General features: G+C 43.5%; 24 protein-coding genes. 14 read left to right on the forward strand and 10 right to left on the reverse strand.

Annotated features, from left to right (window positions below; genetic code table 11):
- Positions 1-20: 20 nt before the first annotated feature.
- Positions 21-848: an inositol monophosphatase family protein gene (locus tag CIK80_RS05855; RefSeq protein ID WP_062843690.1), complete on the reverse strand. Its 828-nt coding sequence runs from the start codon at positions 846-848 to the stop codon at positions 21-23.
- A gap of 368 nt (positions 849-1216) precedes the next feature.
- The gene (gene dxs, locus CIK80_RS05860; protein ID WP_095569200.1) at positions 1217-3292 is read right to left on the reverse strand and encodes a 1-deoxy-D-xylulose-5-phosphate synthase; all 2076 of its coding nucleotides are present in this window, start codon (positions 3290-3292) and stop codon (positions 1217-1219) included.
- Between the two features lie 581 nt (positions 3293-3873).
- Here dxs and ribA point away from each other — a divergent pair.
- The 3 genes from ribA (at position 3874) to CIK80_RS05875 (ending at position 6446) form a co-directional block, all read left to right on the forward strand.
- On the forward strand, positions 3874-4545 hold the full coding sequence (gene ribA, locus CIK80_RS05865; protein ID WP_095569201.1) for a GTP cyclohydrolase II: 672 nt from the start codon (positions 3874-3876) through the stop codon (positions 4543-4545).
- A gap of 11 nt (positions 4546-4556) precedes the next feature.
- Positions 4557-5555 (forward strand): oxygen-dependent coproporphyrinogen oxidase, encoded by a 999-nt coding sequence (gene hemF, locus CIK80_RS05870; protein WP_095569202.1) that lies wholly within the window; start codon positions 4557-4559, stop codon positions 5553-5555.
- A gap of 420 nt (positions 5556-5975) precedes the next feature.
- Positions 5976-6446, forward strand: a complete 471-nt coding sequence (locus CIK80_RS05875) for a cytochrome c (RefSeq protein ID WP_095569203.1) — start codon at positions 5976-5978, stop codon at positions 6444-6446.
- Between the two features lie 82 nt (positions 6447-6528).
- Here the strand turns inward: CIK80_RS05875 and CIK80_RS05880 are convergent, their stop codons facing one another.
- From CIK80_RS05880 to CIK80_RS05890, 3 genes are all read right to left on the reverse strand, one after another.
- Positions 6529-7533: a mechanosensitive ion channel domain-containing protein gene (locus CIK80_RS05880; RefSeq protein ID WP_095569204.1), complete on the reverse strand. Its 1005-nt coding sequence runs from the start codon at positions 7531-7533 to the stop codon at positions 6529-6531.
- Positions 7534-7629: 96 nt separating this feature from the next.
- Positions 7630-8199, reverse strand: a complete 570-nt coding sequence (gloA, locus tag CIK80_RS05885; protein ID WP_095569545.1) for a lactoylglutathione lyase — start codon at positions 8197-8199, stop codon at positions 7630-7632.
- A gap of 161 nt (positions 8200-8360) precedes the next feature.
- Entirely contained in the window at positions 8361-8999 is a 639-nt protein-coding gene (locus CIK80_RS05890; protein ID WP_062843684.1) for a carbonic anhydrase, read from the reverse strand.
- A 600-nt stretch (positions 9000-9599) separates the two neighbouring features.
- Between CIK80_RS05890 and potA the strand changes: the two genes are divergently transcribed.
- The 8 genes from potA to CIK80_RS05930 all read left to right on the forward strand — a co-directional run bounded on the left by potA (position 9600) and on the right by CIK80_RS05930 (position 17677).
- On the forward strand, positions 9600-10856 hold the full coding sequence (gene potA, locus CIK80_RS05895) for a spermidine/putrescine ABC transporter ATP-binding protein PotA (protein WP_095569205.1): 1257 nt from the start codon (positions 9600-9602) through the stop codon (positions 10854-10856).
- Positions 10856-11734 carry a spermidine/putrescine ABC transporter permease PotB gene (gene potB / locus CIK80_RS05900; RefSeq protein WP_095569206.1) on the forward strand — a complete coding sequence of 293 codons (879 nt, stop codon included), beginning with the start codon at positions 10856-10858 and terminating at the stop codon, positions 11732-11734. The genes potA and potB overlap by 1 nt, the downstream gene beginning before the upstream one ends.
- Positions 11734-12564, forward strand: coding sequence for a spermidine/putrescine ABC transporter permease PotC (gene potC, locus CIK80_RS05905; protein ID WP_095569207.1), 831 nt, complete (start codon positions 11734-11736; stop codon positions 12562-12564). Before potB ends, potC begins: the two co-directional genes overlap by 1 nt.
- Positions 12565-12661: 97 nt before the next feature.
- Positions 12662-13552, forward strand: coding sequence for a LysR family transcriptional regulator (locus CIK80_RS05910; protein ID WP_095569208.1), 891 nt, complete (start codon positions 12662-12664; stop codon positions 13550-13552).
- Positions 13553-13944: 392 nt separating this feature from the next.
- Positions 13945-14736, forward strand: coding sequence for a macro domain-containing protein (locus CIK80_RS05915; RefSeq protein WP_095569209.1), 792 nt, complete (start codon positions 13945-13947; stop codon positions 14734-14736).
- A 21-nt stretch (positions 14737-14757) separates the two neighbouring features.
- A protein-coding gene (locus tag CIK80_RS05920; protein WP_095568611.1) for an IS3 family transposase occupies positions 14758-15923 on the forward strand; the annotation gives its coding sequence in 2 pieces (ribosomal slippage) (positions 14758-15016 and positions 15016-15923; 1167 coding nt in all).
- A gap of 163 nt (positions 15924-16086) precedes the next feature.
- Positions 16087-16635, forward strand: a complete 549-nt coding sequence (locus tag CIK80_RS05925) for a hypothetical protein (RefSeq protein WP_095569210.1) — start codon at positions 16087-16089, stop codon at positions 16633-16635.
- A 118-nt stretch (positions 16636-16753) separates the two neighbouring features.
- Positions 16754-17677, forward strand: a complete 924-nt coding sequence (locus CIK80_RS05930; protein WP_095569211.1) for a hypothetical protein — start codon at positions 16754-16756, stop codon at positions 17675-17677.
- Positions 17678-17820: 143 nt separating this feature from the next.
- On the opposite strand, the gene crcB is transcribed toward CIK80_RS05930, so the two are convergent.
- The 4 genes from crcB to CIK80_RS05950 form a co-directional block, all read right to left on the reverse strand.
- Positions 17821-18192: a fluoride efflux transporter CrcB gene (gene crcB, locus CIK80_RS05935; RefSeq protein WP_095569212.1), complete on the reverse strand. Its 372-nt coding sequence runs from the start codon at positions 18190-18192 to the stop codon at positions 17821-17823.
- A gap of 53 nt (positions 18193-18245) precedes the next feature.
- Entirely contained in the window at positions 18246-19307 is a 1062-nt protein-coding gene (tsaD, locus tag CIK80_RS05940) for a tRNA (adenosine(37)-N6)-threonylcarbamoyltransferase complex transferase subunit TsaD (RefSeq protein ID WP_095569213.1), read from the reverse strand.
- A 238-nt stretch (positions 19308-19545) separates the two neighbouring features.
- The gene (locus CIK80_RS05945; RefSeq protein ID WP_095569214.1) at positions 19546-20064 is read right to left on the reverse strand and encodes a c-type cytochrome; all 519 of its coding nucleotides are present in this window, start codon (positions 20062-20064) and stop codon (positions 19546-19548) included.
- An 89-nt stretch (positions 20065-20153) separates the two neighbouring features.
- Positions 20154-20561 carry a hypothetical protein gene (locus CIK80_RS05950; RefSeq protein WP_095569215.1) on the reverse strand — a complete coding sequence of 136 codons (408 nt, stop codon included), beginning with the start codon at positions 20559-20561 and terminating at the stop codon, positions 20154-20156.
- Between the two features lie 425 nt (positions 20562-20986).
- On the opposite strand from CIK80_RS05950, the gene rpsU reads away from it, so the two are divergent.
- Positions 20987-21202, forward strand: a complete 216-nt coding sequence (rpsU, locus tag CIK80_RS05955) for a 30S ribosomal protein S21 (protein ID WP_010195908.1) — start codon at positions 20987-20989, stop codon at positions 21200-21202.
- A gap of 197 nt (positions 21203-21399) precedes the next feature.
- Positions 21400-21849 carry a GatB/YqeY domain-containing protein gene (locus tag CIK80_RS05960; protein ID WP_095569216.1) on the forward strand — a complete coding sequence of 150 codons (450 nt, stop codon included), beginning with the start codon at positions 21400-21402 and terminating at the stop codon, positions 21847-21849.
- Positions 21850-21911: 62 nt separating this feature from the next.
- On the opposite strand, the gene CIK80_RS05965 is transcribed toward CIK80_RS05960, so the two are convergent.
- The gene (locus CIK80_RS05965; protein ID WP_095569217.1) at positions 21912-23606 is read right to left on the reverse strand and encodes a M48 family metalloprotease; all 1695 of its coding nucleotides are present in this window, start codon (positions 23604-23606) and stop codon (positions 21912-21914) included.
- 407 nt (positions 23607-24013) lie between these two features.
- Here CIK80_RS05965 and CIK80_RS05970 point away from each other — a divergent pair, with 407 nt between their 5' ends.
- Complete coding sequence (locus tag CIK80_RS05970) at positions 24014-24472, forward strand: sulfurtransferase TusA family protein (protein WP_095569218.1); 459 nt, start codon at positions 24014-24016, stop codon at positions 24470-24472.
- Positions 24473-24485: the final 13 nt, after the last annotated feature.

A 24485-nucleotide genomic window follows, 5' to 3' on the forward strand; every position in this document is an offset into this window, starting at 1 on the left:
GCGTTCTTAAACACTCGTACTTATAATGCATCGCCCCACGAAGGAACGACCGTCTGCATCAATGGTTTCAACAATTTGACATTACAAGCAAAGATAGAGCCTGAAGTCATAGAGTTGTGTGCGCCAGTATGATCGACCACCACACCGCGTGCTTCTGTTACGATAAGCTCGCCCGCTGCGATATCCCAAGGCTTGATAGACATCTCAAAATAACCATCGAAGCGACCAGCAGCCACATAGCATAGATCCAATGCCGCTGAACCTAGACGACGAATTTGACCACCCGCTTCAGAGACTTTTTGTAGGCTCTCAAAATGCTGTTTTGCATAAGAGATTACTTCACCATTGCGCTTACGCTCAAGAGGATGACCAGTCGTAAATAAGCCACCGTCGATGGTTTTGCGTTCGCTCACGCTGATGCGGCGCTGGTTCAGACGAGCGCCTTTACCACGGCTCGCAGAGAACATCTCATCACGAACTGGGTCATAGACAACACCATGTTGCGTGACACCTTTATGCTGTACTGCGATAGACACACAAAACTGCGGCACACCATGGACGAAGTTTTTGGTGCCATCTAATGGATCGATAATCCAGCACCAGTCCGCATCTTCGCCGCGACCTTCTTGCATACCGAACTCTTCACCCAAAAATGAATGATTTGGGTAGCTGGCTTTTAGGGTTTCAATCGTCAGCTCTTCGCTAAAACGATCAATACGCGTGACTAGGCCATCCAGTCCTTTAGACTCAATGTCCAATTCAATTTTATGACGGTTTTGATGCGCATATAAAATTTCTTTACCAACTTTTTCAGCAGTACGTGCTGCGATGACGACCATGGGTTCCATAAATAACCTATTTGCTTGATGAATGAATATAAAAACGATAAGACCAAATCTGTGTCCACAACATGCCAATGAGCCGTTGCATCACATCGTACCTAACACACACTGTATTCATGCGATTAAAAAAGAGCCTTTTAAAACGCTCTTCTTAAAAGAATCATCGCATTATACTAAAATTGTCCGAAAAAAACGAAAAAACCACCATACGCATCAAACCAACCGATACTTCGATGGTCATCACATACTGCCCAAGTTGTAAAAAAGTCAGCACCTACGGCTAGTAGGCGTTCGCTCTATCGAGCTTTTTTCTATTAAAACCCACGCTTTTAATACGCATGGCAAATCTTGAAAACATGTCTTAAAAATATTGCTTACGACAATAGCTGCTTGAGTTGTTTAACCACACCATTAACGTCTAAACCACAATCAGCAAGCTGCTCTGCTGGCGAACCATGGGCAATGAAGCGATCAGGAATACCAATATTGCAAATAATCGGATGATGGCGTTTAAAAGATGGCGACTCATTGAGCAAATACTCATTCACCGCACTACCCGCGCCGCCCATAATCACATGTTCTTCCAACGTCGCAATATGAGTCACCCTTTGCGCCAATAAGAACTCTAGCAATGCCGAATCCAAAGGCTTTACCCAGCGCATATTAACGATTTGCACCTGATAATCTGCTGATACATCCTCGCTGATAAGGTTTTGGGCGGCTTGCTGAGCGGTTGCCACGGTCGTACCAAACGCTAATAACGCCAGTTTTTTGGGTGCAGTATCATTACCAAGAATCGACTCTACTACGGCCTCACCGATGTTGTACGTTTGTGCCGGCTGAGTAATAACGGCTCCTGTACCCGTACCGCGTGGATAACGTACGGCCGTACAGCCTTGGTATTCATAGCAGGTGTTGAGCAAATGGTAGCATTCATTTTCATCTTTTGGCGCAGCAATCAGCATGTTAGGCACACAGCGTAAAAACGCTAAGTCAAACACCCCTGCATGGGTTGCCCCATCTTCGCCAACCAAGCCTGCACGATCAATGGCAAACATCACATCTAAATCTTGTAGTGCTACGTCATGAATCAGCTGATCATAACCGCGCTGTAAAAACGTCGAGTAAATCGCTACGATAGGCTTGACACCTTGCGTTGCCATGCCAGCTGCCAGCGTGACGGCATGCTGCTCAGCAATCGCCACATCAAAAAAGCGCTCTGGAAAACGACGCGCAAAGTCGATCATGCCAGAGCCTTCTTCCATAGCAGGCGTAATGGCTAGCAATTTGTCATCTGTAACTGCTTTATCACATAAAAACTGCCCAAATACTTGCGAGTATTTCAAAGCAGGTTTCATTGTTACTGTTGAAGCAGCTGTTATGTCTGAAGCTTCTGTCGCCTTGCTCTGTGCCTCGTTCTCAGTTTCCACAGGCAACTTACTGATCGCATGATAACCGACTGGATCCAGCTCAGCAGGCGCAAAACCTTTGCCTTTAGTGGTATAAATATGGATTAAAACGGGACCTTTTAGCTGCTTGGCAATCGATAATACGCGCAGCAATTCAGGGATATCATGACCATCAAAAGGGCCGAAATACGTAAAACCAATTGCTTTGAATAAGTTGTCTTCTAGCTGCGGCACATCGCGCATCTCTTTATGACGTTTGCGACGATCGAACGTTTGCATATCAGGGCGACGACATAAAATAGGCTCGCCTGCGTCAGAGATATCTACCTGATAACCCGACTCCCAAAGCATCGCTAAATGCCGTGAAAAACCGCCAATAGAACACGATATCGACATATCGTTGTCATTCAAGATAACTAAAAGATCAGCGTCTTGCTGTACCGCGTCGTTCATGGCCTCAAACGCCATCCCGCCCGTCATTGCACCATCACCAATAATACAAGCAACGGTCTGCGTCAGGCCTTGATAACGCAGCGCCAGACTCATACCCAAACCCGCTGATATGGATGTCGATGAATGACCAACCCCAAAAGTATCATAAGCGGATTCTGCTCGCTCAGGAAAGGCAGTCAAGCCATCTTTTGAGCGAATAGTACCAATCTGCTCACGGCGTCCCGTTAGTACTTTATGCGCATAAGCTTGATGTCCCACATCCCAAACGATCTGGTCTTTTGGTGCGTCTAATAAATAGTGCAAGGCGATGGTCAGCTCAACCACCCCTAAATTGGCACCAAAGTGCCCGCCGCTTTGTCCTGCTGAATACAACAAAAACAGACGCAGCTCATCAGCCAACGTGATCAATTGAGCCGTTGTAAAATCATTGAGATCAGAGGGTGTAGCAATACCATCAAGCAGAGGCGTTTCAGGACGCACGCGCGGAATAACAGTATAAGTTTGCTGTAAATTCGACAGCTGGGCAGCAGAATCAAACGCTGACGCAGATACGGAATGAGACTGTGGGGAAGAAGGTGACTGCTGCATAAACCGTACGATACCTACCAATCTGCTGATAAGACGCTGTCTTAGTGCATAATGCGGACTAAGCGACGTCAATAATATCTACATCATTATTGATGTAATTGACTATATAATTATTTGGACAACGTGGAACGTGCCTCTTTCAACGTGCCTACAAATACTAGGGTGCTATCTGTGCTTTTTTAACATAAATACACTGTCATAGTGGACAGTAATGAATCATAGCTATGATACTTCAACGCCGATGGTTGATATTATGCCTGAATTCATCGGCATCAATATCGGATGTAAGTGACGACATAGTAATGTAAGGACAAAGACTTGTCACTGTATCCGTCAAAATAGTATGGCATAATAGCATTTTTTTTTAATTGTCGCTTTAATCATCGTGCGTCGTTTGTGAACTTTGTGTGTTTTCATCACAAAGACAATCAGCACGCTGTCTCTACAAACAGGTTATACTATTAACCTTAATAACTATAATAATGTGTCTTGGAAATAAGATGTCTCGGATCACATGGCTATTTTAATGTGGTGATAACATACCCTTTACCGACACGATTATCGGATTATGTAGGACATTAATGTCATATCAATTTATTACTAGCGCCAAACTACCAACTCGTCATGGCGAGTTTGATATTCATATCTTTGAAAACGATGATGGTCAAGAGCATGTGATGCTGACCGTTGGCTTGTTTGCGGTCGACCAAAACCAAGATCATATCCCAGACGTGCGTCAAGATGACACGCCAATAGAGCGACCGCTTCCGTTGATTCGCATTCATTCAGAGTGCCTGACTGGGGATGCTTTTAGCTCCTTAAAATGCGACTGTGGACCACAGCTCAATACTGCCATGCAAGCAATACAAGAGACGGGCTGCGGGGCTATTTTGTATTTGCGTCAAGAGGGCCGCGGTATTGGTCTGACCAATAAAATTCGTGCTTACGCTCTTCAAGATCAAGGCCATGATACGTTAGATGCCAATCTCATGTTGGGCTTGCCCGCGGATGCGCGTATCTATGATATGTGTGGACCGATGCTGGCACATGTGGGTGTAGATGCAGTCAGACTCATTACCAATAATCCAGACAAAGTGGCATATCTGACTGAACATGGTATTGATGTTGTTGAACGCGTGCCATTATTGGTTGGGGTAAATGATATGAACGCTGAGTACCTAGCGACCAAGCGTGACCGCATGGGACATTTGCTGGATAAAGACTTCAATACCGCCCTACACCTTAATAAATAGGCAGAGATGTTATGAGTATGCCAACTTTAGATAATAAGCAAAATCTGCCAGCAGCAGATGACGCGACGACACCCACTAATAGTGATATCGTGCGCGTGCGTGAATTTTTAGTCGATTTACAAGCCCGTATTTGCCAAGCGTTAGAAGCGCAAGAGCGTGCGGGTGGTGGCAATGCAACCTTTGTCCCTGATGATTGGGAGCGCCCTGAGGGAGGCGGTGGACGATCAAGCGTATTAGCAGGTGGCAAAGTTATTGAAAAAGCGGGCGTCATGTTCAGTCATATCCATGTGCACAACTTACCTGCTTCCGCTACTGCTCGTCATCCTCATATTGCTGGTCGTAAAGCACAGGCCATGGGCGTCTCATTGGTGGTTCATCCCATCAACCCAAATGTCCCTACCAGTCATGCCAATGTACGACTGTTTGTCGCAGAAGCTGCGGGTGAAGAGCCGATATGGTGGTTTGGTGGTGGGTTTGATTTGACGCCGTTTTATCCGGTGCTCGAAGACTGCGTCCATTGGCATCAAGTCTGTCATGATCTTTGTGCGCCTTTTGGTGACAATGTCTATGCAGATTTCAAACAGTGGTGCGATGAGTATTTTCATTTGCGCCATCGTGATGAGCAGCGTGGCATCGGTGGTTTGTTCTATGATGATGTCAATACTGACAGTCGCGGCTGGGACTTTGAGACTTGCTTTAATTTTATGCAAGCCGTTGGTAATGGCTATCTTGATGGCATCCTACCGATTTTTGAGCAGCGTAAAAACACCCCTTATACCGATGAGCAGCGTGAGTTTCAGCTTTATCGTCGTGGACGTTATGTAGAATATAACCTCGTCTACGATCGTGGTACCTTATTCGGACTGCAAAGCAATGGTCGTATTGAGTCCATACTTGTCAGTATGCCGCCTCTCGCCAGCTGGCATTATCGTCTAGAACCTGCTGAGGGCACCCCTGAGTTTGAATTAACCGATTACTATCTAAAACCGCGTGATTGGTTAACACCATAGTTAGCATCACTCTCTGAAGGGTAAAAGTTACTTTGCATAACAGTCATCAACATCAGTATTTTTAAAATATATAAGGTCAGCTATTATTGCTGGCCTTTTTTATAGCGGGTCTTTTTATCATCGCTTTAATAATGATAGTAGCTTCAATAATGATAGTCGCTTCAACAACCTCGAATATAGTCAACTTAAATTAACCCTAATGACCCTATCACTGGTGTAAATTTTACGAGGATATAACAACTATCTTAACTATTGTTGCGTCAATAATGGTTACAATGGCCTATATTTTCTCGAAAAATGATGTAGGAGTGACGGCGCTTCTAGATTAGGTTTAAATAGCATTTTTATAATAATATTTTGACATGAGGCCAGCACTTTATAGCCCGCCTATTATCAGTCATGTTTAAAGGAGTAATTTATATGACACAGGTTTATACCAACAAATCATTGAAGTCTGTTATTAGTATTGCATTGATGACAGCTGCCTTAGGTCTCACCGCTTGTAGCAGCCCAACCGATACTGACGTAAAAACCCGTCAAGACAGTATGAAAAGCTGGGGTGATGCAATGGGTGTTATGGGTGATATGGTGAAAGCACCTGATACATTTGACGCTGCTGTATTTAAAGAACAAGCCGCTTTTTTGGCAGAAGATTCCTCAACACCTTGGAGTCACTTTGAAAACCAAGAAGCTGCGGGTAATGCAACTGAAGCAGTCTGGTCTAATGCCGATGGCTTCAGTGCTGAGTCTGGCAACTTCCAAAAAGTCACGGCGGAGCTAAGCGCTGCTGCACAGACAGCGACCAGTGTTGATGATGTCGCCCCTGCTTTCGGTGAAGTGGGTGCAAGCTGTAAATCTTGTCATACAGAGTTTCGAGCCAAAGCCAACTAAATGCTCCTTGTTTACGCTCACTAAAAAACCGCTCCATCGTGTGATGCAGCGGTTTTTGTCATTCTATTTTGTACCAAACAATTCAATCTAGTGCAAATTCATTCGCATCTTTATCACTCTTCGTATTTTGCTCATGATTGATGGCACGCTCGTCATTGAGTTTTTTGACAATGGCTGTCACTGATGGATCACTCAAATCAATCGTCCTAATAGGGAATGGTATGTTCACTCCTGCAGTATCTAGGGCTGTCTTAATCTCGACAATAACCTCGTGAATGGAGGCAACTTTGTTGGCTTGCGTACCATCTTCGATAAACCAGCGCACCATCAAATCAATCGTGGAATCACCAAAACCAGTTGCTATTACACTCGGCTCTGCTTTTTTAGAGACACTATCAGCCTTATTAAGTGCTTGTATGATTTCCGCTTTTGCCGCCTCGATATCATCTTCGTAGCCAATGCCAACCGCGACCTGTAAGCGGCGCTGCTTATACGCAGTATTGACGGTCAATGCTGACGTGTACAAATCAGAATTGGGAATCACCACTTGTCGCCCATCATAAGTCCGGATGGTTGTAGCACGAATTTTGATGTCCTCAACGGTCCCTTCGTATTCTCCCGACACAATCTGATCGCCGATACGAAACGGCTCTGAGATAAGTAGCAAGATACCTGACAATAAGTTCTGAAAAATATCTTTAAAAGCAAAACCAATCGCCACAGAGCCAATACCAAGTGCGCCAATCAACTTGGCAGGAGTGAATCCTGGCACCGCAATTACCATAGCAATCATCACACCCACAAAGATAATCAGGGCACCGCCTACACGCTGAAACACCTTCACCAAGTTTTGATGGTGAATGCGACTGCCTAAAACTTTTTGCACCACTTTTTTAAAGATAATCGATAAAAACCAAAAAATCAGGATAACGACGATTGATGCTACAAAATAAGGAATACGTTCAAGAAAGCCAACCACTATCTCATTTGCTGAATTGATGATGCTGTGATAGGTCAGCGCCTCAGGTGGTACGGTTTCGACCGCTGTCGAAACATTGGCTGCTGTTTCTGCCTCAGAGGTAGGCATGTCAACGTTACTCCCTCGATTTGCTTGGTTCGTTTACTTTGTACTTACTGGCTATATAAAATTGCCATCAAAAGCATGGCTCAGTCTGTTTTTATTTTAACGCATCAATTCGGCTTGTACGATCTCAATCCAGTAGCCATCAACGTCTTTGATAAAGGCAATGCCTTTCATCTTGCCATCTTCTGGACGCTTTTTAAACTCGACGTCATTTTTGTCAAACCAAGCCACTGCTTCTTCTAGATTGGGCACGCTAAAGCAGATATGACCAAAACCTTGTGGGTCTTGATTGCCATCATGATAGCTAAAATCCGCTTGGGTTTCGGTACCATAATTATGGGTCAATTCTAAAATACCACGCTGACGGAAGGCAAAAATTTCTAAATTATCGCCTGTCGGTAAGTTTTCTCTCTCACTCTCCGTAAGCTTGGCCAAAAAATACAAGTCAAATCCCATCTCAGGGAATTTTTTTAGGGCAAGCAACGTCATACCGAGCACACCCGTATAAAACGCTAAGGATTTTGCAGGGTCTTTGACTCGTAGCATGGTGTGATTGAACGTAAAGCCCGTGGTTTGAGCAGAGATAGCTTGGACGCCTTCGGCCTTGATACTGCTCTCAGGCTGGGCGATGTTTGTTTGATTATTATTGTCGGTCACTGAAGTAGACATAATGGTCATTATCCTAGTTTTTACAGAATATAAAGGTGAAAAACGAGCGAGCCATGTCTGTCATGACTCGCTTGACCCTGTCATCATAATAAAAAATAGACAAAAGATTGATGGGGGTTTTGTAAGAAAATACATTTGATAGCACTAATATAACAGCGACATTAGCTGTCTAAGAACCGCACTTTTCCTGTCTCTAAGTCATACTCTGCACCAACGACAAGCAATTGACCACTGTTGGTTAAATCCTCTAGCGCTCGCGAACCATGCTTGAGCTGACTGACTGACATGCGGACATTGGCGCGAATAGAGCGATCAACCAACTCATCGGCATCAACATCTTGGCCATTGGCAGTCGCCAGTTCGTGCAAGTTGTAAACGCTTGGGCGAATACGATCGACGATGGATTGTAAGTTAGGAGAGTAGTTTTGTTCTGGGTTGATAAGCGCATCTACGCAAGCCGTGACTGCACCGCAATGTGAATGCCCCAATACAACAACCAGCTTTGTACCGAATTTTTCGGCGGCAAATTCAATCGAGCCGATCTGTGAAGGTGCTACTATATTACCCGCAACCCGAATGACAAACAAATCACCCAAACCTTGGTCAAATACAATCTCAACTGGCACTCGTGCATCTGAACAACCCAAAATAATAGCCAATGGGTCTTGGTCTTTGACCAATTCTGGACGTCGCTGCATCAAAACGTCTGTGCTGCTAAGGCTATCAACGTAACGTGCATTACCTTCTTTTAAAAGCTCAAGTGCTTCTTGACCTGTGTTTGGGCGTTTATCATTAGGCATGGGAAATCCTTTGTTATCAGACAATTAAAATAATGTATGGTTCTAATTTTGCTTTAAGATTTATCTCTTAGTATCTTGATGATACGATTTAATAAAGCGTAAAGGCTTACTATATGGCTTAGCCACCAAGTAATTGTATAGGATCAAAAGCCAAAAAATGACAAAAAATTTTGTTTTAATGTCGTTATATAATCGATCTACTATGCAGTAAATACAGCGTCACTGGTATCACTTTTGCGACATCTTTGGAATGCGAAGCGCACAGCAAGCAAGGAAAATTGATACCAGTGGACCGTTATCATATTTGCATTTATTGTCTTTAAAACTGGCTATATGCTGACAATAATCACTAATCGTGCAAGAGATACAAATGCCATAACGTTCTTTGACCTATCAATACGTGTTAACAACGTCATAAACTAAAAGCGCCCTCTCATCGTCGATCGTACTACTTTAACGAACTTGCACTGATTTATATCACGGGTTTGTTATAATACGCAGCAATCAGACGACCACGCTCATGCTCATGCCCTTTATCGATATTACAGCAATCTATGTTAAATATTGCACTGGCATATTGGCGGCTTAGGAACAGATACTATGACCAACTCATCTTTGAACACACACAAAGCCTCTGCGCTCGCAGGCGCAAGTCCTGTGCTGTTGCAGCTAACTGGTCTCAAAAAAATCTATGACCAAACTGAGGTCTTGACCGATATCAACCTTGATATTAGGCATGGTGAATTTTTGACCCTGCTTGGTCCATCAGGCTGCGGGAAAACCACCTTGCTCCGCTTGATTGCAGGGTTTGAGCAGCCAAATGCTGGAGCGATCTATTTGGATGGCGCGCAGATGGCAGGGTTACCAGCGGATAAACGACCCGTTAATACGGTGTTTCAACAGTATGCTCTGTTTCCGCATATGACCGTCGCTCAAAACGTGGCCTATGGTCTTAAGCTCAAAAAAGTACCCAAAGATGAGATTCAAACTCGCGTACGTGAAATGCTGGCCATGGTGCAGCTAGAGCACTTGGCCAATCGTAAGCCACAAGATTTATCAGGTGGTCAGCAGCAGCGAGTTGCCATTGCACGTGCCGTCATCAATCGCCCCAAACTTTTATTGTTAGATGAGCCTTTGTCCGCACTCGATCATAAGCTACGCCTACAAATGCAATCAGAGCTAAAGCGTTTGCAACGCGAGCTTGGCATTACTTTTGTTTTTGTGACTCATGACCAAGAAGAAGCGCTTTCTATGTCAGATCGCATTGCTGTGATGAAAGACGGTAAGTTTCAACAAATTGGCACACCAATTGAGATTTATGAAACACCGTCCAATTTATTTACTGCTAAATTCATTGGTGAGACCAATCTCTTCAAAGCAGAGGTCAAAGGCGTGTATCCAGACCAGCCTGACCGTGATGGTAAAGTGACCAATGGACGTATCGAGGTCGAGGTCTGCGAGGCACAAGCGCAAGAAGGTCCAACCACCTTACGCAACTTACGTCTTCCTGATTTTGCGAATGGGGTGCAAGTGGGCGATATCGTAAACTTGCTACTGCGCCCTGAGGATTTACGGATTTATGATCCCAAAGATCTGACGCATACGGGCTTACTGGGTCACGTCATTGAGAGTAACTATAAAGGCAGCACCTTAGATTCGATTATTGAACTGGCAAATGGTCATGTTATCAAAGCGTCTGAATTTTTTGATGAAGACGATCCAAGTTTTGATTATAAGCTGAATGAGGCGGTCAAAGTCTCGTGGGTTGACGGCTGGGAGTGGGTATTGCCTGACGATCCTAATGCTGAGCAAATAGGTGATGGACAAAACCTAACCGTACAAAAGGATGGCAGCTAATGGCACGTACTAGCTTAGGCAATAAAAGTCCTTTTCGTACGGCGACTCTTTGGCTGATTTGGGGGTGGTTGCTGATTTTTGCACTACTGCCCAACATATTGGTCATAGCGGTCAGTTTTTTGACGCGTGACAGCAGTGCATTTATCAGCTTGCCGGTCAGCATTGATAGCTATATCCGTATGATGGATCCGCTGTATTTTGAAGTGTTTGTCCACTCATTATGGATGGCCAGTATCACAACCGTTATTTGTTTATTGCTGGGTTATCCCTTTGCATGGCTGGTATCCAAGGCAAAAGTGCGCTGGCAGCCTCTGCTCATGATGCTATTAATCCTGCCGTTTTGGACCAACTCGTTGGTACGGACTTATGCCCTCAAATTGCTGTTTGCCAATAACGGTTTGATTAATACATCCTTATTGGCCATCGGTGTAATCGATGCACCTATTGATATCTTATATACGCAAGGGGCCGTGATTGCTGGTCTAACCTATTTACTGTTTCCTTTTATGGTACTGCCCTTGTATGCGGTGTTTACGGATTTGCGCAACGATATGCTGCTTGCCTCACAAGATTTGGGCGCGTCAAAAACGCAAACCTTTTGGCATGTGGTACTGCCTTTGACCACGCCTGGGATTATCTCAGGCGTACTTTTGGTATTGTTACCGGCGATGGGTATGTTCTATGTGGCCGATATTTTGGGCGGTTCACGCAACCTACTGGTTGGTAATATCATCAAAAACCAATTTTTGGATGCGCGCGATTGGCCGTTTGGGGCAGCGGCTAGCGTGCTGCTGACAGTGGCGATGGCAGTGCTATTACTGGCTTATCGCGCCAGCAGTCGCCGTATTGGTAAAACTGACTTTAATGAGGTGGCCTGATGTCGAATAACTCATTACACCACTCGCCTAGTCACACATCCATCAAACACAAACGCTCGTTCAAGATCGGCAGTATGGCAGCAAAAGGCTATCTGGGACTGATTTACGCGTTATTATATTTACCCATCATTGTCTTGGTGGTGATGTCATTCAATAAGTCAAAAATTGGCTATAACTGGGGCGGGTTCAGCTTAAAGTGGTATGAGTCGCTCTTTAACAATCAAGCCATGCTTGACGCTTTTTGGCATTCTATTGTGCTCGGATTGGTTGCTGCCACTGTTTCAACCTTGATTGGAACCTTGACCGCGCTTGCTCTACATCGGTACAAATTCCATGGTAAAGGTTTGCTTAACGGCCTGCTGTTTGTGTTGATGATGTCGCCTGAGATTGTCCTTGCCATCTCCTTACTGGCACTGTTTTTATTGATTGGTATGCAGTTGGGCTTTGTCTCACTACTGCTGGCGCACATCACGTTTTGCCTACCTTTTGTGGTCATTACGGTCTTTGCTCGCTTGAGCAGTTTGGATGAGCGTCTGATGGAAGCGGCACGCGATTTGGGTGCTAGTGAATCAACGATGGTACGTACCGTACTGATTCCGGTTATTCTACCAGCCGTCATGGCCGGTTGGTTGCTTGCCTTTACTTTATCATTAGATGATGTGGTGGTGTCGACCTTTGTCACAGGCCCTAGCTATGAGATTTTACCCCTACGTATTTACTCCATGGTACGCGTGGGTCTCAAACCAGAAGTCAATGCTATCGGAACACTGCTACTTGCTGCTTCTTTAGTGCTGGTCATTATCTCACAGCTATTGTTACGTCGACGCTAACCAATTAAATAACGGCTATCAGCCATAAGCTTTGAGTGAAAGTCAGCGCTATATGGACTATAATGAATACTTCTCATCTTAGTGGTCAGGTTATCTTATGTTAGAGCTCCGCCATCTCAATACCTTAACAGCGCTACGAGCACACGGCTCGCTTGCCGCGGCCGCCGATGAGTTACACGTGACTGCTTCTGCTGTCTCACACCAGCTAAAAGAGCTAGAGAATTATTACGACATTAGCCTAGTCAACCGTCGTACCCGCCCACTCACTTTTACACCCGCAGGCAAAATGGTATTGGCACTGGCAGACAGTATCATGCCGCAGGTGACTCGTACCAAATCCAATCTGAAACGCTTGGCTCATGGTCAAGCAGGCAGATTGCGCCTCGCGTCTGAGTGTCACAGTTGTTTTGACTGGCTCATGCCGATTCTCAATCATTATCGCCGCGAATGGTCAGATGTAGAGCTGGATTTTGCTACTGGTTTTGAACCTGAGCCGCACCACTTATTGATGGAGGGGGATATTGATTTGCTGATTACCACCAGTGACTTGCCAATAGAAGGTATCAGCTATCAGCCCCTGTTTGAGTATGAAAGCCGCTTGGTACTCTCACCCACCCATGATCTGGCAGCACAAGACCATATTAACCCTGAAGATTTGATTGATGAGATATTGATTGCGTATCCAGTGGAAGCGAAGCGTCTCGATATCATTGCCAAATTTATGACACCCGCGCAAGCAAGCTTTAAGAGTATCCGCACAACGGAATTGACCGCCATGCTTATCCAATTGGTTGCGAGTGAGCGCGGTGTGGCTGCCCTGCCCGATTGGGTAGTGGCCGAATATGAGAAAAAAGGTTGGGTGGTCTCACGAAAACTGGGCGATGGCGTACGTTGCCAGCTTTATGCCGCCACACGTACCGCTAGTCAGGATATTGCCTACATGCAAGGATTTGCCAGTTTATTGGCAGGAATCGTAAAGCCAGTTTAATACTCCACTGTTTATTACATTTCTTGGTTATGATATATCGTCCGCTTTCCTACGTTATGATAGGCGCTGGGAGCAATGATGGTTCCCTAGTGAGGGCTTGAACCTTTAACTATGCGCTATTGTTATCAGTACTCTAAATTATTTGTAGCAGCTCAGTGTACATAGCAGTGTCCTTTTGAACATAAATAAAATAGTTATATAAGAATATAAACTGAACTTGCCCGATAAGCAAAGTCTAGAGAAGCAGATAGAATCGTTATTTCGCCCTTACGCAGGGGGCCGCAACCATCTAATACAAAAATAGAGTGATGATTAATAATGACATTAGGTGTGCGTAAAAAATTATAATAGCTATTTATAAACAGTTGTGTAGGACAACTTGGGAGGAAAAGTTGAGTGAAAAATACAAAGTAGCGTTTTTTGATGTTTATCTAAGAAATAAGTTTTACAAATTTTTTACAGCTGTAGGGGGAACTTTAGGGCTAGCTTTCTTATTTATCGATCTTCCTGAAAGTATAACTCTACCCAAAAATATAGCTATAAATACTAAATGTTCGGCTGCGATAGTTGTAGTTACTCTTTTGGTTATTGCTTATATCTTCATGTGGTATAAAGCAAACAGGTTAAAGAAAATATCAATTAAAGTTGATGCTACTAATGTTGTTATTAAAGCAGGTGATCTGTTTGAGGAAGAAGATCTTATAGTTATAGCCTTTAACGAGTATTTCGACACGATTGTAGATGACAAGATCATTGCAAAAAAGTCCCTAAACGGGCTTTTTATAAACAATATTTTAGAAGGTAGTGTTGATGCTCTAGACTTATTTATTGAGAGCAATATTGACAGTAGGCAAAAGCTAGAAGTAGTAAACAGAGTTAGAGGTAATAAGCAAAAATATAAAACAGGAACTGTATGTCTGTATGCGGACAAGTACATCCTAACAGCTTTTGCAAAATTTAATGATAGAAATGAAGCTAGATTAACTATGCCAGAGTATCTTGAGTTTCTAATTAATTTTTGGGATGAGGTTAATACAATTTATGCGGCAAGATCTGTAAGTGTGCCTATATTTGGTTCAGGTATAACAAGAATAAAGGAGCATAAGAACACAACAGATGAGCATTTATTAAGAATAATGCTGAGCTATGCTGAAAAAACTATAGAACCAAACTTGGTAAACTAAGTGTATTCACAGGAGTTTATCATGACTAAGAAAGTCAGAACCTACAGTGCAGCTTTTAAAGCTGAAGCCGTCAAAAAGATAGCAGATAATAATGGCAATGTTTCAGCGACTGCAAAGCAGCTAGGTATAGCGATGCAGACCTTATCTAACTGGCAGAATAAAGCGAATGAAGGCAAGCTTGTCGGCACTAAGCAATATGATCCTGAACTCATGGCCATTATAGAAGAGAATAAACGTCTTAAACGTGATCTCAAGGTTGCTCAGGAGGAGCGAGACATTCTAAAAAAGGCGACGGCGTACTTCGCGAAGCACAGTTGATGAAGTACGTCTTTATCAAGGATAACCAGAAAATATTTAGCATCACCTGCATGTGTCACGTATTAGATGTTAAGCCATCAAGCTATTACAACTGGATAAATCGTGGCATCAGTAATCAGCAGATCCATCGCAATCAGTGTGAGTTGCTAGTCAGAGTGGCTCATGATGAGACTAAGCAGCGCTATGGCTATGAGCGACTGTATGCTTACCTTACAGGGCAAGGATATGCCATAAGTAAGTATATGGTTAGACGTATAAAGGAAGAATGCGGCATTAAATGCCGTCGTCACAAGCGCTTTAAAGTCACCACCAACTCTAATCACAACAAGCTGGTCTATCCAAACCGTCTAGAACAGAAATTTAATGCCAATCGTCCTAATGAGGCTTGGGTCAGTGACATCACTTATATTTGGACAAATGAAGGTTGGCTATACTTAGCAGGTGTTAAAGACCTATATACTAAAGAGCTCGTCGGCTATGTCATCAATAAGCGCATGACCGCTGATTTGGTATGCCGTGCACTTAATATGGCAATCAAAAACAAGCGACCTAGCCAAGGGTTGATTTTACATTCTGACAGAGGCAGTCAGTATTGTAGCAATGAGTATCATAAGATCATTAAGTGCCACCAATTTACAGGCTCGATGAGTGGTAAAGGCAACTGCTTTGATAACGCGCCCATAGAGAGCTTCTGGGGCATATTAAAGAATGAGCTGGTGTATCACCAAGACTATAAAACAAGATTCGAAGCCATCAACGATATCACTAAATATATTGAGCTTGAGTACAACCAAACTAGAATTCAAAAGGGCTTGGGCTATAAAACGCCAAGACAGGTGTGGTTTGACTATTATCGTCAGGCTGCGTAATTAAAATCTCCCAAGTTTAGTTGTACGGATTTGACGGCAGGGGTCATGCTTTGGACTTTTAAGATTAGCGAAATGAAATTCACTCACCCAGCAAAGCTAACGATAGTGATTTACCCTGAAAAAATGAAAACTATTAACTTGACTAGTATTGAAGGATTAATTAATGGCTTATAGGAACGGAACATACGTAGCTTTTGATGGCCTAGGTACTACAAGTCCTATTCTAGGTGATATCAAGTATTTTAACTTGCTTAAAGGATGGAAGATTAATAACTCTGCTGATTTTATTTTTAGTGATAGTCATAAGAAGACCAATCAAGTAAGGGATTATGCAACCATAAATCACCTAAAAAGTGTGTTGAGAACACGGTTTAGCCATTCTAAGAACATGATTCTCATACTAACTGACAATACAAGACCCAATCGGGAGCTATTGAACTACGAGATAAAAAAGGCTATTGAATTAGGTATTCCTATTATTGTCTGTTATGCAAGTGTGCAGCAGCCAATACATAAACCTGCTTTCTTAGAAGGCTATTGGCCTCACGAATTGAGAGTAGGTATTGAAAATAACACAGCTAAATGCATTCATATACCTTTCAAAAAACTACCTATCTTTGATGCGGTAGCCCAGTTCAGTGTTCATAAGAAAAACGATTTACATGCACTTACCGTCTACTCGCAAAGTGCTTATACAAAGTTTGGGTTATAAATAATTTATATATTGTTAACCTTTAAGATATCCACAGGTTGGTCATTTTTTATTGAAAAATCGGGATCTTTCTTGATGCGATCAGCCATTTCATGAATCCATAGACTAAGGACTACTTATGAGCAATGATAAAATGAAAGCTCCAAGTGATGAAAAAGAAAATATAAATCAAAAAAAAGTATGCGGTATTGTTATGCCGATTTCCGAAATAGAGGGATTACCTAAGTCACATTGGGATGAGATTTACACTATTATTTCAGATTCAATTGAATCTGCTGGTTTCACACCTAATCTTGTAAGTAATTCTGAAGATATTGGAGTAATACAAAAACGTATTGTCCAAAATCTATATGAAAATCCTATTGTTGTATGTGATGTCAGTGCCAAAAATCCAAATGTCATGTTTGAGTTAGGACTTAGATTAGCTTTTGATAAGCCCACTATTATTATAAAAGATGATAAGACTAGCTATAGTTTTGATACATCTCCCATTGAACATTTAGAATACCCTAGAGATTTACGATTCTCTAAGATAAAAGACTTTGGAGACAAACTAGCAAGTAAAATAGAAAGTACTTATCGAAAATCAGTGAACGATAAGGATTACAGCACTTTCTTAAAACACTTTGGAACTTTTAAAATAGCAAAAATTGAGACAGAAGAGGTTACTAAAGAAGATCTTCTTATGGAAGAGATGAAGTCTATTAGACATCTTATTCTTAGAGATTTTAATATGAGAAGTCGCGGTACTCAAGATAGGACGAGAGATCTTGATAATGAAAGCAACGAGATTAATGAGATCAGTAACACCATACATATTCTCTTCCAAAAGCCTTCAACTGAACAATCTAATACGGAATTAGAGATAGAGACATTTCACAAAATATTATCAAATATGAAAGGTATAGGACGAGTTATTAGTCATAGAGATAGAGGTGGCGCAGTTGAGATGGTAGCTAGCTTAGATAGTACAAGATCAAAAAATGCGATCCGCAGGGAATTGAGCAGTAATTATAAACAGCAGATATTGCAGATTATGTAGTGTATTAAAAATTAACTAAGGTATACCCCAACGGAACCAGTCATTTTGCCCTTTAAACTTACTGACAAACCATTTAAAACAGACTGTATTTCGGTAACTACTTAAAACAGATCACTAATTAAGCAGGTGATATCGATAAAAGCTCAAAGTACGCACTTAAAGAAATAAAAACCAAGCGCGGTCGCCAGCAACGTCAGTCCAACGTGCAGACCTATTAGCATCAAGCCTGACAATAGACGACCATCATTTATCAAAGCAAAGGTCTCAGCACTAAACGTACTAAAGGTGGTTAACCCACCCAAAAACCCAGTAATCACAAACACACGAACGTTATCAGACAGACCACTTCCCATACGCTCAAACCATACCAATGCTAGTCCTATCAGCAGTCCGCCCAAAATGTTGGCGCCGAGCGTGCCAAGTGGTATCCAGTTGTGTAACGCATTAAAGCGCGACAACCACGCACGCAAACAAGCACCAAATGCTGCTCCCAAACCAATAGCGAGCCACTGCATAGACGGTTCCTAAATCAAATAACCATTAATAAATGTATGGCCAAATAAAGCAGCTATACGGCCGGTAGCTCGGTCATTGGCCAACGAGGCACACAGCTTACCGCCAAATCATCTGACTGCCCAGCTTGCAAGCGCTCGTAACCTGCATAGGCAATCATCGCGCCATTATCAGTACATAAGGCAGGCGGCGCATAATGAACCGTGGCATTTATTTTAGCCAGCTCAGCTTCTAACGTCTCACGCAAATGCGTATTGGCACTGACACCGCCGGCAATCACCAATCGGCTCATATCTGCTTGCTTGAGCGCTTTGACGCATTTTTTTACCAAGGTATCGACCACGGCATGTTGAAAGCTGGCAGCAATATCGGCACGAACTTGTGGGTCGCTATCAGAGCCGTTGTTTCCTGAGCCGCCTGAGAGTGGAGTATCTTTAATCAGATTATGTACCGCTGTTTTCATACCACTAAAAGAAAAATCCAAGCCGCGATGTAGCATGGGACGCGGTAAGTCGTAAGCATTTGGATTGCCAGTTTCGGCCAATTTGGCGATATTGGGGCCACCTGGGTACGGCAAGCCAAGCATCTTGGCGGCTTTATCAAAGCACTCCCCTGCAGCATCATCTATCGATTCGCCCAATATCTCATAGCGACCCACACCATGAGCAGCGATCAGCAAAGTGTGGCCGCCCGACACCAATAACGACACAAAAGGAAATGCTGGCGGATTGGCGCCCATCAGCGGTGCAAGCAAGTGCCCCTCCATATGGTGAATACCAATCGCTGGAATATCTAACCCATATGCCAAGCTACGTCCAAATAACGCACCCGTCATCAAAGCCCCAATCAATCCAGGCCCTTTGGTATAGGCAATCGCATCAATCTCATTTTTACTAATGTTGCATTGTGCTAATAACTCATTTAATAAAGGCACAAGCTTACGTATGTGATCACGACTGGCAAGCTCAGGCACCACACCACCATAAAGCGCATGCAGCTCTATTTGCGAATACAACACTTGACCGAGCAAACCTTGATTGTCTCTATCCATCTGCTCACTATCAAAAATCGCAAGTCCCGTCTCATCACACGATGTTTCTAACCCCAATACCTTCATACTTTTGCCTTTGTATCGTCTTGTGCCGCGTTTTTTATTTTATGCCATTTGCTAACATCTCAGTAGTAAAAAAATGAGTGTCATCATCACAGTTATTACACCAAATGCGTTTAAAACTGCCGATGACATTTGTGAGCAAGGCATTGATAAAAACGGGCTTAAAAAAACCGTCATTGTCAGTCACAATGACGGTCAGTTTAGCAAATTTCAATGGCTGATATACTCTATATACACCGTATCAGCTGACCGACGCCAGCATATAATCAACAGCCGCTTTTACTTGCGCGTCCGTGACACCGTTTACCGCTTGTGCAGGCATTTTATTAAACCCTTTAGCAGAATGCATATAAAGGGTTTCTTTATCCTTGGTCAGACGCGTTGACCATGCCATCTGGTCACCATATTTGGGCGCATTTAACAATCCTGCGTCATGACACACTTTGCAGTTGGACTCATATAGAGTCGCGCCTGCATCCGCAGCCAACATTTCAGGCTCAGCTTGCTCTGCCGCTTCTTCAATGACAGGCTCGACAGCAGGCTCTGCGTCAGCTTCAGGTATAGCAGTGTCGGGTTCAGCGGTCGGTGCTGCTTCTGTCACCTCAGCGGTAGCGACAGAGTCACTCAACGCGGTCGAGTCTTCAGCAGGCTGATCACTACCGTCATTACCACTATCACTACTACAGGCACTAAGTAGCAGTAGCGCGCTTATACCGACAGCAGATAAATTAAATATGTGTGTACCCGATTTCTGTCTCATGCTGACATCTCTATTCGATCATTCATATTGGCTACTGCTTATCATAATGTTGGCTTATGCCACGCTTATCTAACATACGCATCTAGCGCTTATTGAGGAGCCGCGTCAGTTGTTGTCGTTTCAGTAGTAGCAGCGGTATCAGCACTATCTGTAGCAGCACCAGCGTCCGTACCAGTCATGGCTGCATCTGTGCTGTCAGTAGCAGTCGCGGTATCAGCTGTTCCTGTTTCTGTCGTGGCCATATCTGTAGTTGCTGTGCCTGCTGCCGCATCCCCTTCAGCTGCTGGCATTGGCGCTGCGGCTTCTGGAAAATCCATCTTTTCGGCTTCAGGCGCCTTTGCACGAGCCATTTCAGCTGCTTCATCTACGCGATCTATTGCTAATACTTCATGTGACTCATGTTCACCTTCTTTGTCACTACTACAAGCGCTCACACCAAAACCAAGCATGACGATAAGAGTGGTGCTTAGTGCCGTATTCAGTACAGATTGTCTCATTCCAACATCCTCAATAAAATGCATATAAAACGGTTGATATGCTGACTACTATTTGCAAATATCATAGCATAAAGTCTAGACAAACCGTTATAGACAGTAGGGTTTTTTATTATTGCTCTATCAGACGACTCACCATCCTTTTCCGTTATTTTTCGTGCATTTGTAAGCCATACTCTAGAAGTTTCATACCTCTCATACACCTTTATGATTGTCGCAATCTTCTTCTGCAACTTAATGATAAATAGGGATTAATCCATTAAAATCATTGACTTTGTTGGTATTTTTGATTAAAATACGTGCCCTTGCACCAATGCGCAAGATTGTCCTAGTTTGAGCTGATGCCTGTAATCTTGAGATATTACGGCTAAATACTAATACACAGCCAAACTAATGCCCTTATATCTCATCCTAATCGAGGAGTCTTCATGCCTGCAGTTAAGGTTAAAGAAAACGAACCAGTTGATATTGCTATCCGTCGTTTCAAGCGTGCTTGTGAAAAAGCTGGCGTATTATCAGACGTACGTAAGCGTGAGTTTTATGAAAAACCAACGCAAGTACGTAAGCGTAAAAAAGCAGCTGCTGTAAAGCGTTATAAGAAAAAGTTACAACGCGAAACTATTCGTACCACTCGTATGTACTAATCAATACTCTGATTAGTTAAGTACAAGCGCTACACTAACGCCACTGTTATCCATCGATATCAGTGGCGTTTTTTATGCTACAATTTTTGTTATTATTGCTTATATCATTTTGCTTAAAAACCGCATCAGCAGGCGTTTAGCCAAATATTCACAAATAGCATGTATCAAATAAAATTTAACGTACAAGGATAATAACAGTGAGCCAACTTAAACAGACGTTATCAGACACCATCAAAACTTCTATGAAAGCTCGTGAGCTTGAGCGTGTTAAAGTTTTGCGCAATGTGCAAGCCGTCATCAAGCAAATTGAGATTGACCGTCAAACAGAGCTTGACGATGCGCAAGTATTAGAAGTGCTACAAAAACAGCTCAAGCAACGTCAAGAGTCGCTGACTATTTTTACAGAAAACAGTCGTGATGATTTGGCGGCCAAAGAGCAGTTTGAGATTGATATCATCAATGAGTTTATGCCAAAACAAATGAGTGATGACGAGATCAGTGCTTTAGTCAATGCCGAAATCGCTGAACAAGGTGCCACATCAATGCGTGATATGGGCAGCGTCATGGGCGTATTGAAGAATAAAACGGCTGGTCGTGCGGATCCAGCTTTGATCTCAAAACTGGTAAAAGACGCACTCCAAGGGTAGAGCGATAGACAGTCTGCAATAAACCAATGCGTTCATAAAGACAGTACTATGAAAATGACCGCCTAAGGCTCAAAGTCTTTGGCGGTTTTTATGGCTTTGAGCTCGGCATTTATATTGGCGAGTAACGGGCGTGCGCTATTGGCTTGAGGCGTATTTTGCAAGTTCTCCGCCAGTTGTTTGGCTTGTGTGAGCGACGTGAGGGCGCGCTCGTAGCGACCGCTCCATAGTTGGTCATGGCTGCGATAGCGCAACGCGTTGATAGTCGCGATACTGGCAAGCTCTGGCGAGGTTGTGGTTTTAGCAAGTTTTTCATTGGCCAACTGTAGGCTTTGCCAAGCAAAACGATCACTTGGCTGCTGCTGCGTCAATGGTTTGAGTAACGCTTGAGCCTTCATTGGCTCATTGCTATTGGTCAGCGCTTCTGCGAGATAAAGACGTAAATCACGACGCTCAGGATATAAACGCTGCTGGCTCTCCAAAATGTCAGCAGCCTGTGTCCATTTGTCTTGTTCACTTAAAATTTGGCTCTGGGTAATGGATAGCAAAGGCTCTAAGGCTTGACGCTGCACCGCTGGCAATGCGTTGATGCTCGCCAATACCTCATTGGCATCTTGAAAGCGTTGTTGTTCACCATACCAATGCATTAGTGCCAACTTCGCACCCACACTATTTTTAGCAGCCGTAATTAATTCTGTCTCAGAAGCATGCTTACCCGTACTTTTTACGCGCCAGTAGAGCAAATCAAACAAGGTCTGATAGCGCTGCTGCTGTTTCAATGATAAAGAAGGATAATTCTGCGCGCGACTCTGTGCTTCACTCAAACGCTCATTACTGAGCGGATGCGATTGAACAAAACTGGGTAAAAACCGATTTTCGACTTGGTTGAGCTGACTTTGTTGATTCATGGTAGCAAAAAACCGTGGCATGGCTCTTGGGTCATAGCCCGCTTGGGTCATGATTTGCATGCCTACGCGATCGGCTTCACGCTCATTGCTACGACTAAACGCCATACTGCTATTCATTGTAGCCGTTTGACTGCCCATCATGACTGCCGCAGCTGCATCGCCATCGACCGCTGATGCTGCAATAGCAGCCAGCATACCGCCCAGCTGCATGAGTATGGCCTTTCTGCGTTCATCTGCCCCACTCTCATAATGATGTTGGCTAATGTGAGCGACCTCATGAGCCACCACACTGGCAAGCTCATCCATACTTTTGGCGGCCAGTATCGTCCCTGTGTTGAGACCAATGACCCCGCCTGGTGCTGCGAACGCATTGATACTTGGACTATCGATAATCACCACAGCCATTGGTGCTTGCTGCCGCGCTTGCGCATTCAAACGCCACGTCATGTCTTTTACCGTCTCTTGAATCCAAGGATCGTGCTCCATCTTGATTTGACTATTGGCTTTTCGTAGTGACCATTCACCGAGCAATTTATTTTGATATTGCTCATCGAAGCTCAAGCCCTGTCCGCGTAAGCTCGGTAAACTTAACTCTTTTGGGTCAGTGGTGCTCCATGAATTATAAGCAAATGATGATGCTTGGTTATTACCGCTATTACTCATATCATTATTACTAATGACATTATTGATATCGCTACTATTGGCGCTCGTCGCTACCAACAATACTGAGGACACACCAAACCTGATAGCGCTTGATACTGCCATAGACAGACGGGTTTTTTGTCGATTGTATAAAGGCGATGTGGTTTTTAGCAAGCCTTTGGTAATCGTATATGTATTGAAAAAATTCATGGTTGCTCCACCAAATATCGACTGTCTATCAGCTCGGGACAAGTACGCATCCTATGCAAGTGAAAGATGTTTTTCGACTATACGAGTTTGCCTATGTTAGGTCAATTCTCATATGCATTTAACTACCAATCACTTAGCGGCGCGTCACTATTGTGAAACATGACTGTGTAATTCTAATGAACCGAATATTGTGTTGATAATATTCAACTGCAATTGCGTATCGGCTCTTTGGTATAATAGCAATAGGGTCAGACTGCTGGTTGATTAGGGATAATACTTCAATGCACTATAACAACTGATATCAGACAGTGATATGGTTACTATAAACATTGCCACCCTAAACCCCAAATACTGCTCATAAGCATAGTAACACATACCAACTGATTGATATTTATAAGGTTTAGTTTATGTCCACTGATAGTCAGTTATCCACCACGAACGCGCTACCCTCTATCAGCTTGGCAGCCACTTTGTCTGACGCTGACGAGCAAAAGGTCAATGGCCTACTAGCATTGTTACAGGCAGCGACTAATACGCCAAGCCATGACGCGGACGTAAACCAACAGACTATCGTTATCAAGCGCTTTGTCGATGGCCGAGGACTTGCCTGTCCGATGCCATTACTAAAGACTAAGGTGGGACTGCGCGATGTTGTAAATGGCGAATCTTTATATGTAGTCGCCACTGATGCCAACTCACAAGCAGACATCACCGCTTTTTGTCGTCAAAGCCAGCAATCGAATACAGAAAACCCGTTATTATTAACTGTGAATAAGTACACTAATGAGCCGCCGACTGATGGCTCTTTAACCCAGCATTTCGATACAATATATCACTTCATCATTACCAAAACTGATAGCAACTAAACGTTGCTATCCT

Source organism: Psychrobacter sp. JB193 (assembly GCF_002285555.1).
GTDB lineage: Bacteria > Pseudomonadota > Gammaproteobacteria > Pseudomonadales > Moraxellaceae > Psychrobacter > Psychrobacter alimentarius.

Excerpts from the sequence above, each read along its gene's own strand:
- CIK80_RS05925 (WP_095569210.1), top strand. The coding sequence starts at position 16,087 with ATGGCTTATAGGAACGGAACATACGTAGCTTTTGATGGCCTAGGTACT.
- potC (WP_095569207.1), top strand. The coding sequence starts at position 11,734 with ATGTCGAATAACTCATTACACCACTCGCCTAGTCACACATCCATCAAA.
- CIK80_RS05965 (WP_095569217.1), bottom strand. The coding sequence starts at position 23,606 with ATGAATTTTTTCAATACATATACGATTACCAAAGGCTTGCTAAAAACC.
- CIK80_RS05875 (WP_095569203.1), top strand. The coding sequence starts at position 5,976 with ATGACACAGGTTTATACCAACAAATCATTGAAGTCTGTTATTAGTATT.
- crcB (WP_095569212.1), bottom strand. The coding sequence starts at position 18,192 with ATGCAGTGGCTCGCTATTGGTTTGGGAGCAGCATTTGGTGCTTGTTTG.
- CIK80_RS05855 (WP_062843690.1), bottom strand. The coding sequence starts at position 848 with ATGGAACCCATGGTCGTCATCGCAGCACGTACTGCTGAAAAAGTTGGT.
- dxs (WP_095569200.1), bottom strand. The coding sequence starts at position 3,292 with ATGCAGCAGTCACCTTCTTCCCCACAGTCTCATTCCGTATCTGCGTCA.
- potA (WP_095569205.1), top strand. The coding sequence starts at position 9,600 with ATGACCAACTCATCTTTGAACACACACAAAGCCTCTGCGCTCGCAGGC.
- CIK80_RS05890 (WP_062843684.1), bottom strand. The coding sequence starts at position 8,999 with ATGCCTAATGATAAACGCCCAAACACAGGTCAAGAAGCACTTGAGCTT.
- ribA (WP_095569201.1), top strand. The coding sequence starts at position 3,874 with ATGTCATATCAATTTATTACTAGCGCCAAACTACCAACTCGTCATGGC.
- CIK80_RS05945 (WP_095569214.1), bottom strand. The coding sequence starts at position 20,064 with ATGAGACAGAAATCGGGTACACACATATTTAATTTATCTGCTGTCGGT.
- CIK80_RS05880 (WP_095569204.1), bottom strand. The coding sequence starts at position 7,533 with ATGCCTACCTCTGAGGCAGAAACAGCAGCCAATGTTTCGACAGCGGTC.
- tsaD (WP_095569213.1), bottom strand. The coding sequence starts at position 19,307 with ATGAAGGTATTGGGGTTAGAAACATCGTGTGATGAGACGGGACTTGCG.
- CIK80_RS05950 (WP_095569215.1), bottom strand. The coding sequence starts at position 20,561 with ATGAGACAATCTGTACTGAATACGGCACTAAGCACCACTCTTATCGTC.
- CIK80_RS05970 (WP_095569218.1), top strand. The coding sequence starts at position 24,014 with ATGTCCACTGATAGTCAGTTATCCACCACGAACGCGCTACCCTCTATC.
- gloA (WP_095569545.1), bottom strand. The coding sequence starts at position 8,199 with ATGTCTACTTCAGTGACCGACAATAATAATCAAACAAACATCGCCCAG.
- hemF (WP_095569202.1), top strand. The coding sequence starts at position 4,557 with ATGAGTATGCCAACTTTAGATAATAAGCAAAATCTGCCAGCAGCAGAT.
- CIK80_RS05930 (WP_095569211.1), top strand. The coding sequence starts at position 16,754 with ATGAGCAATGATAAAATGAAAGCTCCAAGTGATGAAAAAGAAAATATA.
- rpsU (WP_010195908.1), top strand. The coding sequence starts at position 20,987 with ATGCCTGCAGTTAAGGTTAAAGAAAACGAACCAGTTGATATTGCTATC.
- CIK80_RS05910 (WP_095569208.1), top strand. The coding sequence starts at position 12,662 with ATGTTAGAGCTCCGCCATCTCAATACCTTAACAGCGCTACGAGCACAC.
- potB (WP_095569206.1), top strand. The coding sequence starts at position 10,856 with ATGGCACGTACTAGCTTAGGCAATAAAAGTCCTTTTCGTACGGCGACT.